A 13,274-nucleotide genomic window follows, 5' to 3' on the forward strand; every position below is an offset into this window, starting at 1 on the left:
CCCTGTGCCGGATCGGGACAGCCGCCCCAATGCGTGAACCCCGCCTTTACCCCGTCTGTTCACCATGCCGGCTGTGAGTTGCGTAACCGGCAGGGCGATATGGAAGTTTCACGAGCCAGGATCGTTGGCGTCAATCCCCGGATCAAGGTAGTGCGTACCGGGCTGACAGCGTCAGCCGCCCTGCCGGGCTCACATCAGGGCCGCGCGCCGCAAGGCGGAGCCGCGAGCGCCTGCCCGACAGGCGCAGATCTGGCGCTCGACAGCATCCTTGTCGGCGATTGCATTGCGCAATTGCAGCGGCTGCCGTCGCAGAGCGTCGACCTGGTGTTCGCCGACCCGCCATACAATTTGCAGCTGGAAGGCGCCCTGACCCGGCCTGACCACAGCCATGTCGACGCTGTCGACGATGACTGGGACAAATTCGACAGCTTCGCCGCCTATGACGCCTTCACCCGCGCCTGGCTGAGCGAATGCCGCCGCGTGCTGAAGCCGGAAGGCGCCCTGTGGGTCATCGGCTCCTATCATAATGTGTTCCGCGTCGGCGCGATCCTGCAGGATCTCGGCTACTGGATTCTCAACGACATCGTCTGGCGCAAGGCCAATCCGATGCCGAACTTCAGGGGGCGCCGCTTCACCAACGCCCATGAGACGCTGATCTGGGCCACGCCCGGACGCGGCAGCCGCTACACCTTCCATTATGAGGCGCTGAAGGGCGGCAATGACGACCTGCAGATGCGCTCCGACTGGTTCATTCCCTTGTGCACGGGCGATGAACGGCTGAAGGACGAGCAGGGTCGCAAGCTGCATCCGACGCAAAAGCCCGAGGCGCTGCTGGCGCGGGTGTTGCTGTCGTCGTCGAACCCCGGCGATGTGGTGCTCGACCCGTTCCTCGGCTCTGGCACCAGCGCCGCCGTGGCCAAAAAGCTGGGCCGCCGTTTCATCGGCATCGAGCGCGATCCTGCCTACGCTGCTGCGGCGCAGAAGCGCGTCGACGCCGTCACCCCGGTTGACCCGCAGGCCTTCGCCACCGCCCCGGCGCGGCGCTCGGAGCCGCGCGTCGCCTTCCTGTCGCTGATCGAGGCGGGGCTAATCACCCCCGGCGAGATGCTGGAGGACGAGAAGCGGCGCCACCAGGCGCTGGTGCGGGCCGACGGCACGCTGCAGCTCGGCCCGGCGGTCGGCTCCATTCACAAGGTCGGCGCCCTGTCCCAGGGCCTGCCGTCGTGCAATGGCTGGACTTACTGGATGATCGAACGCGACGGCAAACGCATCCACATCGACGCCCTGCGCGGCGCCTACCGCCAGAGCCAGGCCGTGGCGGCCTGAGCGATACATCTCGTATGAGGATGCGACGATGCAGGCGCATCCGCATCGAAAAATAAGCAGGCGCCGCACGAGCCTGCTCAGCCCCCGATGCGTCAAGCTCATCGGGCTCTGACGTCACCCGACAGTTTCTGGAAGCACCTTCGGGGCGGGCTCAGGCCTGCCCCATTTTTTTGGCGCGGGGGCGCGCCGTGCGGTCGAGATAGTCCAGCCCGTGCGCCACGGCCTTGCGCATCACATTGGGCAAGGCGCTGTCGGCCAGGCTGTGTCTCGGCTGCCAGCGCGCGCCATCGGGCGCCGGCGTCTGCTGCGGCGCCACGGCGACGAAGATCAGCAACTCCAGCCGGAAATGGGTGAAGACATGGCGCACCACCCCAGGCGCGGCCCGCCAGTCGAGCGCCAGCGGCGCCTCCGCCAGCAACACGCTAGGCTCCGGCAGCAGCTCCGCCTCATGCCAGCGGCTGCCTGGCGGCTCGTCCATGCCGCCCAGGAGACCCTGGGGCGGCCGGGTGCGCAGCAGCACCGCGCCATCGGTCCGCGCTAGCACGAAGGCGGCGCCGAAACGCTGCGGCGTCGCTTTCTTCGCCGCCTTGCGCGGAAACTGCTCCATGTCGCCATGGGCGCTGGCGGCGCACCCCGCCTGCCACGGACACAGCAGACATGAGGGGTTGCGCGGCGTGCAGATGGTGGCGCCAAGATCCATGATGGCCTGGGCGAAATCCCCCGGACGCTGCGCCGGAACCAGCGCCTGGGCCAGCGCGCGGATCAGCGGCTTGGCGGCGGGCATCGGCTCGGCGATGCGGAAATAACGCGACAGCACCCGCTCGACATTGCCATCCACCGCCGCCGCCGGCAGGTCGAAGGCGATGGCTCCGATGGCCGCCGCCGTATAGGGGCCGACGCCAGGCAGCGCCTGCAACCCTTCCAGCGTATCCGGGAAGGCGCCGCCAAGCTCCCCGGCGACCAATTTGGCGCAGGCATGCAGATTACGGGCGCGCGAGTAATAGCCGAGCCCCGCCCAGGCCTGCATCACCGCTTCAGACGGCGCCTGCGCCAGCGCCGTCACCGTGGGAAAACGCTGCAGGAAGCGGATGTAATAAGGCTGAACCGCCGCGACCGTGGTCTGCTGCAGCATGATCTCCGACAGCCACACCCGGTAAGGATCGCTGGGATGCTGCGGCAAGGCGCGCCAGGGCAGCACGCGCCGGTTGCGGTCGTACCATGCGAGCAGCGCCTGCGGCGCAGGCTGGCCCATGCCGGCATAGGTTTGCAGCGCCGCGTCGGAGACGTCGCGCGCCTTGGCGCCTGCGGGTTTGATGGCTTTGGCGACCTTGCCCGCCCGCCGCTTTCCAAGGGTGGCCGTGGAAGGATCTGCGGTCGTGGTCGCCGGCTCGCCCAAGACGTTCTGGCGTGTCGCAACGGCACGCGGCGCGCGGCTTGGTTTGTCTGCGTGCGGCGTCGCCTGCCCCCTGCCGCCAGGCGTCGCTTTGCTACGGCGACCGCCGCCGCGCGCCGAGAACACTCGCGCGGAGCGGCCCCGCGGCGCTCCGGCGGGCGCGTCTGCGCCTGCGGCCACGGCTTCCGCCATGGCGGCCCTCGCGGCCACGACCGGCTGGTCAACCTTTGCTGTGCTGGCGGCGTCTGACGTCTCGGACGCACTCACCGCGCCGGGTGGCTGCGAATCGCCGGTTGAAGGTGTCAAATTATCCACGGTCCCATTGCGCGCTGGCGCCTGACGCGCCTGCGGCGTTGTAACCCGATGCGTGACGTGGCGCGAGCCAGCGCGCCTCAAGCCCCTGACTGCGGCGCAGATAGGCAAGCGCCGCCACTTCACCTATGACGCGACAGGGACTGCTCGCCAGCTGATTCGCGGCGATCGGCGCAACCGGCGCCAGTCGCCGTTCCGCGCGCAGCTCCTCCGCATTGCGTGGCCAAGCAGGGCGCCGGCACATGAGCCAACCAAGACAACCTTCCCGCCGCTTTCGTCCGCAGCCGCTCGCCGAGCTTCTCGACAAATGCATCGACAAGGCGTTGGCCGCGCAGGGCTTCGCTGCTGGCGACATTCTGCTGGCATGGGACGATATCGTCGGCGCCCGCCTCGCCCGTTTTGCCCGCCCCTTGCGGATTTCCTGGCCGCGCCAGTCGAAATTCGGCGAGCAGAACGTGCCCGCCACGCTGGAGGTGCGAGCCAGCAGCGCCTTCGCCATTGAGCTGCAGCACATGACGCCGGTGATCATTGAGCGCATCAACGCCCATTTCGGCTGGCGCTGCATTGGCAGGATCGTCATTCGCCAAGGGCCGGTGCCACAGCCGAAGCTGGCTGAGCCGCCGCCGCCGCCCGACCCGCAGGCGCAAGCCAGGGCAAGCGCCGCAGCCGCCGGCATCGCCGATGAGCGGCTGCGCGACGCGCTGACGCGCTTTGGCGCGGCGGTGATCAGCAACAGCCCGAAATCCTGAGGCTTTCGCCGTAACTTGGGCAGGCTTTCGCCATTTCTGAAGCCTTGCCCCCTCGACTGAACCTGACGCCGCCAACGCTTGAGTGTGGCGACGCGATGGTTGATCAAGGCGCCTTATAGGGCGCATCTGTTGCCGCTATGATGGGTCCGGCGTCAGGCGACCTGGGCTGCGCGGCGTCGGCAATACGACCCGCGCCAGCACAAACCGCGTCGCCCACCCCGCCTGCGCGGATTTGCGCCCTCAGGCAACCATGGCTTCGCCGCGATTCCGCCGGAAGCATCGGCTGGTATCGCGCCAGATAAAGCAGACGGGCGGCGCAGGGCGCGGCCATTCACACGGCGCCGGGCGACCGGCCAGGAGAATTGCATGATCACGAGACGTCGCGTTCTGGAAACCATGGCGCTTGGCGGGGCCCTCGTCGCTGCGGCCAGCATGGGCATCACCCCGGGCCTCGCCCAGACCGTCAGCGCCCAGGACCTCGGCGAGGCCGGCCCGCTCGGCGACGTCACCCTGGGCGACAAGGCGGCGAAGGTGCATGTGATCGAATATGCCTCGCTGACCTGCTCGCACTGCGCCGAGTTCCACGACAAGACCTTCCCGGAATTCAAGAAGCGCTACATCGACACCGGCAAGGTGCGCTTCACCTTGCGCGAGTTCCCGCTCGATCCGCTGGCCGCCGCCGGCTTCATGCTGGCCCGCTGTGAGGGCAACGACAAATATTATCCGGTCACCGATCTGCTGTTCTCCCGCCAGAAGGACTGGGTGTTCTCGCAGAAGCCGCTGGATGGGCTGATCGACCTGCTCAAGCAGGCCGGCTTCACCAAGGAGAAGGTCGAGACCTGCCTCAAGGACCAGAAGCTGCTCGAAGCGGTGAACGCGGTGCGCGATCGCGGCGCCAAGCTCGGCGTCAATTCGACCCCGTCATTCTTTATCAATGGCAAATTGCAGCGCGGCGCCCTGTCGCTTGAGGATCTGGACAAGGCGATCAAGCCGCTGCTTGGCGAGTAAGCCGCCGAGGCGTGATTGATTCCCGGCCGGCCCGCGAGGGCCAGCTTTTTTATGCTTGCAGCAACTCACCGAACGCAGCGGTCCCAGGCAGCGCTGACGACTACAGCCGCGTGCCAGCCGTGAGGCCGCCTGCGGCCAGGGAGCAGCACGTTGGTAACCAGATTTTAACCTGAGCAAGACCAGTCGGCGCAGAGAATCGGCGCGATGCAAGGCCGTCTGCATGCACGGGCCAAAGCCCTTACCGGCATTAGCGCGTCGCATCTGGGCGCAGCATCGCCCAGGCGCTGACGCAAAAGAGTCGCAGGCAGATCCAGGGCATGACGGCGGCAATGCGCCCCAAAACACAAAAACCAGCTTGTTTTACAAAGCCTTAACCAAATAACCCTCGCCTTGACACCACAAAGTGCAAAAATTATGGTGCCGCCGGCTTATGGGGAAATCTGGACTCAGGCCTTGCGGACAGTGAGCGGCTTCTCCATGAGCAACGGCGACACACAGGACACAGCGACCGGCGGCGCGCCCCACAATGGGCGCAGCGGCACTGGGCAGCCTGACACGGAGCTTGCGCAGCGCATGCAGCGCCTGAGCTCCAAACTCGACGCGGTGCATGCGGCGGAGGCCAAAAAGGTCGAAGCCGAGGCGGCGCGACGGGCGCCAGGCGGACCTTCGGCGCTGGGCCGGGCGTTCCGGCTGTCAGCGGAGTTTATCGCTGGCGTCGGCGCAGGTGGGCTCATCGGCTGGTCAATCGACCATGTCGCCGGCTCGTCCCCCTGGGGCATGATCGTTTTTCTGATGCTGGGCTTTCTCACCGGCATCTACAATGTTATGCGCGCAACCGGCCAGTTGACGCCGCAGTCGGAACATAGCGACCGCGGCGCGAAATAAATCGGCTTGCGTCAACCGTACGGTCTGGCGAAAGGGGTCCAATTGGGCTAACCAGCGCTGATCGATTGATAATATGAACGGACCGTTCGCCACATCCGGCGTTTCGGGGCGTTGCGAGGCGACAGGAAAGGGACCTGACGGGCCATGGCTGATCCGATCCATCAGTTCCAGATCAAAAACATCGTGACGCTTGGCACCGCCGGCGGTCATGAAATCTCGGTGACGAACTCCGCGATCTATATGTGGGTCGCCGTCGCCCTGATTTCTATTCTGATGATCGGCGGCATTGCCCGCGCGGCGGTTGTGCCTGGTCGTCTGCAGTCTCTGGTTGAGACCTTGTACGAATTTGTGGCGACGACGGTGCGCAACAGCGCCGGCACCGAGGGCATGAAGTTCCTGCCGTTTGTGTTCTCGCTGTTCATGTTCGTGCTGACGCTGAACCTCATGGGCATGATGCCCTACTCGTTCACCGTCACCAGCCACCTGATCGTGACCTTCGCGCTTGCCGCCATGGTCATCTCGGTTGTCATTCTCTACGGTTTCTATCGTCACGGCCTTGGCTTCCTGCGCCTGTTCGTGCCGTCGGGCGTACCGGGCTGGCTGCTGCCGCTGCTGGTCGCCGTTGAAATCGTCTCCTTCGTGTCGCGTCCGATCAGCCTGTCTGTGCGTCTGTTCGCCAACATGCTCGCCGGCCATATCGCCATGAAGATCTTCGCCGGCTTTATCGCTTCGCTGCTCGCAGCTGGCGCCTGGGCCGTGCTGTCGCCGCTGCCGCTGGCGCTGTCGGTCGCCCTGACCGCTCTCGAGTTCCTTGTCGCGGTGCTGCAGGCCTATGTGTTTGCCACCCTGACAACGATCTACCTCAACGATGCGCTCCATCCGGGCCATCATTGATCACTGCTTCCAACTTTATCGACCAGGAGTTTTCAAATGGATCCCGTTGCAGCTAAGTACATCGGCGCTGGTCTCGCTTGCTTCGGCATGGCGGGCGCTGCTCTCGCCCTCGGCAACCTGTTCGGCCAGTTCCTCTCGGGCGCCCTGCGCAACCCGTCGGCTGCCGCTGGCCAGCAGGGCACCCTGCTCCTCGGCTTCGCCCTGACTGAAGCTCTGGGCATCTTCTCGCTGCTGATCGCGCTGCTGCTGCTGTTCGCTGTCTGATACAGCGTCGGATGGCGGGCGCCCTGGCGTCCGTCAGCCGGGCCAGTCTACCTGGCGCGTTGGAGCCATGTCGTCGTCCGGACCTTGTGGTGCGGACGGCTACGGCGCCAAACGTTGATATGCGTTTGACTGGCCGGAGATTCCTCATGGAGCCTCTGGCCCACGCATCAAGAGACGACGGCGCAGCCCCCGTGGCACGCCTGACCCAAGTTTCGATCCCGCCTGTGCGGGGCAGTGAACCAGCCGGTTCAGCCTGAGGATTAGGTCGCATGGCTAGCCCTACCCACACCGCCTCGACGGCATTCCCGCCCTTCGAGAGCACGACTTTCGCGTCGCAGCTCCTGTGGGTGACGCTGTCTTTCGCCGTCCTCTATTTTGTGATGTCGAAAATCGCCCTGCCGCGCATCGCCAAGGTGATTGAAGACCGTCACGCCCGAATTTCCGCCGATCTGGCCGAAGCGCAAAAGTTGCGCGCCGAGTCGGAAGAGGCAGTCGCTACCTATGAGAAGGCCCTTGCAGACGCCCGCGCCAACGCCCAGGCGATCGCGCAGACGGCTCGCGACCAGATGGCCGCTGAGTTCGACGGCCGCCGCAAGGCTCTGGAAGCTGACCTGAACCAGAAAATCCACGCCGCTGAGGCGACGATCCGCGCCAATGCTGACGCCGCCATGGCCAATGTCCGTGACATTGCCGCCGACGCCGCCGCCACCATTGTTGAGCGTCTCACCGGCGCTGCTCCGGCCCGCGCCGAAGTCGAGGCCGCCCTCGACCGCGCCGCGGCCTGACCAATCCTGCAGGCGCGCCATGCGCCTGTCGCCAGTTTTCCGGGCGGAGAACTGAAACCCTATTCTGGGCGCCTGCCGCACACGGCCATCCGGAGCGCAGCGCTACTCAGGAGTGAGATCCATGTTGTATACGCCCGATTTCTGGGTCACCGTATCCCTCGTCCTCTTCCTTGCCCTGGTATGGTGGAAGGGCGGCTTCGCCACCCTCGGCGGCATGCTGGACAAGCGCGGCGCGCGCATCGCCACCGAGCTTGAGGAAGCCCGCCGCCTGTCGGCCGAAGCCCGCGCCCTGCGCGACGAATATGTCGCCAAGCGTCTGGCCGCCGAGAAGGAAGCAGAAGAAATCGTCGCCTCCGCCCGCGAGGAAGCCGCCCGCGTCGCTCAGGAAGCCCAGAAGAAGCTCGAAGAGTTCGTCGCTGGCCGCACCGCCGCCGCCGAGGCCAAGATCGCCCAGGCCGAGGCTCAGGCCACCGCCGAAGTCCGCAGCGCCGCCGCCGACGCCGGCCTGCGCGCCGCGGAGGTCATCCTGCGCGATCGCACCCAGGGCGACGCCGCCGACGCGCTGGTGCGCACCGGCGTCAGCCAGATCCGGACCGCGTTCGCGCACTGATCCAGGCCACGCGCCCACATGCTCAAGCCGCTCCTCACGGGGCGGCTTTTTTGTTGCGTGGGCCCCTGACCGCGGGACTGAAGTGGCCTCGCAGGTTCAACGCCCGCAGGCAGTTGCGCGGTTGTTCGCAGTGACGGTCATGTCTTGTGCGAACGTCCCTGGATCGGCACAGACTCTCTGACTTCACACGGGAGCCTGTTCTGCTCGATCGCCTGAGCTGCATCGCAGAGCCCATCTGGTTTGACACAGGGATGGGACGGCGGATCGCACTGGAGGCGCGACGTCACGCTGGGCGTAGAGTTGGCGATCCCCTCCCCTGCTGGGGCAAGGCGGCGGTGGCGCTGAATGAGGAGCTTAGGCCGATGATTGACCAGACTGGCGCCGTGCTGGGGTGGACATTGGCTGTTCGGCTCAACGCCGTTCCAGCGCCATATGCCGCCTGTCGTGGACTGCGGAAGTGGCGACATGGGACATCGCCCGGTTCCGCGCGGTTGCGCCGGAGCGCCAGCACGTGATCGCCGCCACCGCAGGCAGCAGCCGGATTTGCGCCGCGGCCTTCGATGGCCCGCTGGCGCCCGGGCTGCAACCCATTGGCCGCTACCGCACTGCCGAACGCATGTTAACCCGCCGTCTTGGCCGGCTCATTGGCAAGCCCGGCCAGTCAAACGCTCCCGTCGGACGGCTGCTCAATGAGCACGCCAATGCCTGCGCCCACGTCGTGCTTGACCAGACCGACATGGCGTCAGCGCGCCATGCGACGGCGATCGATGCTCGTGCAATCGTCGAGGCGTTTCCGGGGGCCTTTCTCGGTATGCTGCTGGCTGATCCTGCGGCGCTGGCGGTGAAACGCAGCAATCGCTCGGATATCTATTTCCAGCATCTGGCCGCCGCCGGCGTGTTCCAGCAATTGCTGCAGCATTGCCTGCCTGGCCGCCATATGGCCCACGACCCGGCGGCGATCCGCAATCATGACGACCGCGCCGCTCTGGTTTGCGCCATGACGGCGCTGTGCGTGGCCGCCGGCGATTTTGTCACTGTCGGCGACGAGGATGGCTGGATCATCCTGCCGCCACGCCGCTTTATCCAGCCCGCACAATGGCGGCTGTTGGAACAGAATGCGCTGGAAGAAACGGCAGGCGCCCTGCGCGTCTATTGCGTCGCCAACTTCGTTTAGGCTGTACGCGCGGCGATCACCCGGACGTCGTCTGTCCAATGGCAGAAACGCCCCGCAGTACACGGCTTGCGACGGGCGCAGCGAGACGGCAGTGGCGGCGCGTGACGCGCCGACGCCCCTGGCCATGATCCGGCGGCGTGGCCATGGTGATCGCGGCAAGGCGCTTACGTCGCGAGGCGCAGTCGGGACAGCCCGAAATCGGGGTGAGCGCTGTCGCAGGGAGGCGTCCTGTCAGACAGTCGACATGGTGTGAAGCCCGCGTGGCGAAGAAAACGGCTGACGGATGGACGAGTAGATGACGACGCCCGGCCCATGCGCCGCGTCCGCCAAAACCAGGCTTGCGGTGGGTCATCCTCACCCGGCGCCCGCCTTCGCGTGAGGGGGCGGTACGGCGTCGCCGATCGCTGAGCCTTGTCGGATGCCATTTAGGCCCGGAACAAGGGCAAGAGAGGCGTTCTCCTGCAGATCGCCGCCCCTGCGCCCGACGCGTCATACCAGGATGCGAAGATGCTGATGCATCCGCATCCTGCAATGCTCAGGCGCCGCTCGGGCTTAGCCAGAACCCGATGGGTCACGCCCATCGGATTCTGGTATCACACCCGACAAGACGTAAGCCCAACTACCTATGCGCCGCGCACATAGGTGCACAGCGTAAATGGGACAGCGAAGCTGTCATAATTCTATTGCGCTGATCCGGAGGAACGCGTATACGGAATGTGCAGCAGCGATGCTGCAGCCCTCCTTGGGCGTTTCCTCCCTAGACTTTATGGCCGCGTCTCTGACGTGGCCTTTTTTTTGGCCTGTCGCCAGATCCCGTGAAACAGGCTGTCGCGTCACCGCCTCGCCAGTCCGGTCGACCTGTCACAGTTCCGTGCGTCTACCCCCATCAGGGAACCAAACCGGATACTGCAACGTACTCTATTCATACGACCAGGTTTGGCGCGGCGCAACATGTTATTTTTGGCGCCAGATGAACCGTGGCAATTTTTTCCATTTGCCGCCACCTGGACGAAATTTGCCAATCTTTATCGCATGCCCGCCTGTGCATAACAATCGAACGCTTGCTAGATCGCCATCAAACTGTCGCGATCCTTAAACGCCACGACGCGACCAGCGAGTCGCAGCGACATGCGGATATCTGAGCCGCCAGGCTGTTCCGACGGCGTGATGCGCCCGCCCGGCGCACTCCCCCGCCAGTGGCGACGCTCGCGCAGATGTCTGCGGTCGCTCTGTCAGCCAGGCCAGACACGCTACGGCCGCAGAGCTGGGCAATTCTCGCAATGCAGCTATGATGGCGCGCGGTCGGCCACCCGCGCCTCCAGGCGTCGACGCCGCCATTGACCGATCACCGCAGGCCAGGGGAACCCGTGGCATGAGACAGATCCAGCCCCGCACAGGACTTCGCGCCCGAGGCGCCGCCCGCATGCCGCGGAGCGCTCTGCTGGCGATCGCCACGCTGGCGCTGGCGACGCAGGTGACTGGCGGCGCCGCCCATGCAGCCGCGGGCGCGGCGAGCCCGCAAGCAACTCCCATCGACGTCAGCCAGCCACGATTGGCCGGGGACCCGCGCACGGCCAAGGCCGTCCAGCCGATGATGCAGCCGGCCGATCCTGCTGGCGCCCTGGCGGGCAAGGGCGCGTCGTCCAATTCGGTGGCGCGTGAAGCTGCGGCGAACCCGGGCGCCACGCGCGAGGATGCCGCGCGTGACGCCGGTCGGCGGCCGTTGCGCTTCGCCAGCCTTGCCGCCAGTCGCGCCGCTGTCGCCCAGCCGAAACTCGCCAGCGCGCCTGATCCGGTGAAGGCCTTCGGGCTCGAGCAGATGCCAGAGCTGTTCAAACCACGGCTTGTGGCAACGCCGGAGCTGCCGCGCGCCTTCGCTCAAGGCGGGGCGCGGAATTTCCCCGACCGCCCCTATATTCCGGATCTGTTTGGCGCCGAGAAATGCCCGGAGCGCGGCCCCGGCTTTTATCGCATCAAGGGGTCATCGTCGTGCATTCACGTCGGCGGTCGGGTCGGCGCTGGCGTGCAGATCAGCAGCCGCGGCGGCTCCGGCGCCTTCACCTATGGCCGCATCCAGGCTGACATCGTCACGCCCTCGGAGATCGGCGATCTGACGCTGACCATGGCGGTGCAGGGCGCCATGGCGAGCAATAATGTCGGACCGATCTATATGGGCCCCCGCCCCCGCCTTGGCGCGCCGATCGGCCCGCCCTGACATAAGCCGCGCGCCAGCGCGCCTCGCCCCCTGGCGGCGCAGGCGCCCGCGCCGCCGCGTGGAATGGAATCAGGCGACCTTGACGCCGGCAGCGTCCCAGCCGTCGCGCAATTCGCGTTTGAGAATCTTGCCGATGGCGCTGCGCGGCAGGCTGTCGACCACCAGCACGGCGGCGAGGCGCTGCACCTTGCCCAGCCGCTCATTGGCCCAGGCCCGCACCTCCTCGCCGCTGAGTTGGCGGCCCGGGGCCAGCGCCACGAAGGCCACCGGCGTTTCGCCCCACGCGTCTGACGGCACGCCGACCACGGCGACGTCATTGATGTCGGGATTACTGAGCAGCAGCGCCTCAATGTCACTGGGATAGACGTTAAAGCCGCCAGTGATGATCATATCCTTCTTGCGGTCCATCAATTGCAGGAAGCCGTCCTCATCAAAGCGGCCGACGTCGCCGGTCTTGATGAAGCGGCGACCGTCCGGATGGATCCACACCGTCTCCTGGGTCTTGCCTGGCTGGTTGTGATAGCCATTCATCGTCGCGGCGGGCGAATGGCCGACGATCTCGCCGATCTCGCCAGGACCGACCTCATTGCCGTCCTCATCGAGCAGCAACACGGTGTGGCCCTCATTGGGCCGGCCGACGGTGTGCAATTTGTCCGGGAACAGATGCGCGGCGAGCGAACAGCCGCCGCCGCCCTCGGTCATGCCGTAATATTCGATCAGCCCGCCGGGCCAGCGTTTCAGCACATCGGCCTTGAGTTCGGCGTGGAACGGCGCGCTGGTGCAGAACTTCATCACGAAGGACGACAGATCGAAACTGTCGAACTCCGGCAGCGCCATGATGCGCTTGTATTGCACCGGCACCAGCATGGCGTGGGTGGCGCGATGCTGCTGCGCCAGCTCAAGGAAGCCGCGCGCGTCGAATTTCTCCATCAGCACCACCTCACCGCCCAGCGTCAGCGTCGGCAGGAAGCTGACGAGGGTGGTGTTGGAATAGAGCGGCGTCGACACCACGGTCACGGCGTCCGGCCCATAGCCGAAATTGGCGCCGCGCTGCACATGCGCCCAGCGCATCCGGTGCGATTGTACGATGCCCTTGGGCAGGCCCGTGGTGCCGGAGGAATAGATGATATTGAACGGCGCATCCGCAGGGATCGTCACCGGCTGCGGGGTTGCGCCCGGCGCCATCAGCCAGTCGCTCCATGGCCGGCCCTTCGCTCTGTCGTCGAGCGCCACCAGTTCGCCGTCGAACCAGTCAAATGGGCCAAGGGAATCGGTGATGGCGCTGTCGACATAGAACAGCCGCGCGCCGGAATCGGCCACCATGCCCTGCAACTGCTCGCGGGTGGAGGATGGGGCCAGCGGCGTCACCACCACACCGGCGCGGAGCGCGCCGAGAAAGGTCACCGCATAAGGGATCGACGACAGGGCGCAGATGGCGATGACGTCGCCCTGGCCAAGACCATCACGCTGCAGGCTGGCCGCCACGCGGTCGACCTCGGCGTTAAAGGCGGCGTAGGTCAGGCTCTGGTCGCGGTGCGTCACCGCGCGGGCCTCTGGCCGTTCGGCGGCGTGCGCCTGCACCAGCCCGGCGATCAGGCCGAAGTCGCGTTCCAGCAGTTCGGTCGCCCGCAAGCCCGTCATGCGTCTCACTCCCTGTGA

12 protein-coding genes are annotated in these 13,274 nt (G+C 66.2%); 10 read left to right on the forward strand and 2 right to left on the reverse strand.

Translation table 11 applies throughout. From position 1 onward, the window contains the following. Nucleotides 1–99: 99 nt before the first annotated feature. Entirely contained in the window at nucleotides 100–1,326 is a 1,227-nt protein-coding gene (locus tag AC6A67_RS12990; protein ID WP_498036973.1) for a site-specific DNA-methyltransferase, read from the forward strand. Between the two features lie 151 nt (nucleotides 1,327–1,477). Here AC6A67_RS12990 and mutY read toward each other — a convergent pair whose 3' ends face one another. After that, nucleotides 1,478–2,578: an A/G-specific adenine glycosylase gene (gene mutY / locus AC6A67_RS12995; protein WP_498037076.1), complete on the reverse strand. Its 1,101-nt coding sequence runs from the start codon at nucleotides 2,576–2,578 to the stop codon at nucleotides 1,478–1,480. Nucleotides 2,579–3,273: 695 nt separating this feature from the next. Here mutY and AC6A67_RS13000 point away from each other — a divergent pair. The 9 genes from AC6A67_RS13000 (at nucleotide 3,274) to AC6A67_RS13040 (ending at nucleotide 11,615) form a co-directional block, all read left to right on the forward strand. After that, a complete protein-coding gene (locus AC6A67_RS13000; protein ID WP_498036974.1) occupies nucleotides 3,274–3,780 on the forward strand; it encodes a DUF721 domain-containing protein in 507 nt (168 codons plus the stop codon). A gap of 366 nt (nucleotides 3,781–4,146) precedes the next feature. After that, nucleotides 4,147–4,788 (forward strand): DsbA family protein, encoded by a 642-nt coding sequence (locus tag AC6A67_RS13005; RefSeq protein ID WP_498036975.1) that lies wholly within the window; start codon nucleotides 4,147–4,149, stop codon nucleotides 4,786–4,788. A gap of 573 nt (nucleotides 4,789–5,361) precedes the next feature. Further along, nucleotides 5,362–5,673 (forward strand): AtpZ/AtpI family protein, encoded by a 312-nt coding sequence (locus tag AC6A67_RS13010; protein WP_498036976.1) that lies wholly within the window; start codon nucleotides 5,362–5,364, stop codon nucleotides 5,671–5,673. A gap of 144 nt (nucleotides 5,674–5,817) precedes the next feature. Continuing rightward, the gene (locus tag AC6A67_RS13015; protein WP_498036977.1) at nucleotides 5,818–6,567 is read left to right on the forward strand and encodes a F0F1 ATP synthase subunit A; all 750 of its coding nucleotides are present in this window, start codon (nucleotides 5,818–5,820) and stop codon (nucleotides 6,565–6,567) included. Nucleotides 6,568–6,603: 36 nt separating this feature from the next. After that, nucleotides 6,604–6,831 (forward strand): F0F1 ATP synthase subunit C, encoded by a 228-nt coding sequence (locus tag AC6A67_RS13020; RefSeq protein WP_132002207.1) that lies wholly within the window; start codon nucleotides 6,604–6,606, stop codon nucleotides 6,829–6,831. Nucleotides 6,832–7,100: 269 nt separating this feature from the next. Further along, nucleotides 7,101–7,616, forward strand: a complete 516-nt coding sequence (locus AC6A67_RS13025) for a F0F1 ATP synthase subunit B family protein (RefSeq protein WP_498036978.1) — start codon at nucleotides 7,101–7,103, stop codon at nucleotides 7,614–7,616. A 121-nt stretch (nucleotides 7,617–7,737) separates the two neighbouring features. Continuing rightward, nucleotides 7,738–8,226: a F0F1 ATP synthase subunit B family protein gene (locus AC6A67_RS13030; RefSeq protein ID WP_498036979.1), complete on the forward strand. Its 489-nt coding sequence runs from the start codon at nucleotides 7,738–7,740 to the stop codon at nucleotides 8,224–8,226. A 457-nt stretch (nucleotides 8,227–8,683) separates the two neighbouring features. Beyond that, a complete protein-coding gene (locus AC6A67_RS13035; RefSeq protein ID WP_498036980.1) occupies nucleotides 8,684–9,400 on the forward strand; it encodes a hypothetical protein in 717 nt (238 codons plus the stop codon). A gap of 1,423 nt (nucleotides 9,401–10,823) precedes the next feature. After that, entirely contained in the window at nucleotides 10,824–11,615 is a 792-nt protein-coding gene (locus AC6A67_RS13040; RefSeq protein ID WP_498036981.1) for a hypothetical protein, read from the forward strand. Nucleotides 11,616–11,684: 69 nt separating this feature from the next. Here the strand turns inward: AC6A67_RS13040 and AC6A67_RS13045 are convergent, their stop codons facing one another. Continuing rightward, nucleotides 11,685–13,256: a class I adenylate-forming enzyme family protein gene (locus AC6A67_RS13045; protein ID WP_498036982.1), complete on the reverse strand. Its 1,572-nt coding sequence runs from the start codon at nucleotides 13,254–13,256 to the stop codon at nucleotides 11,685–11,687. Nucleotides 13,257–13,274 lie beyond the last annotated feature (18 nt).

The sequence above is a fragment of the Camelimonas sp. FR25 genome (assembly GCF_059740505.1).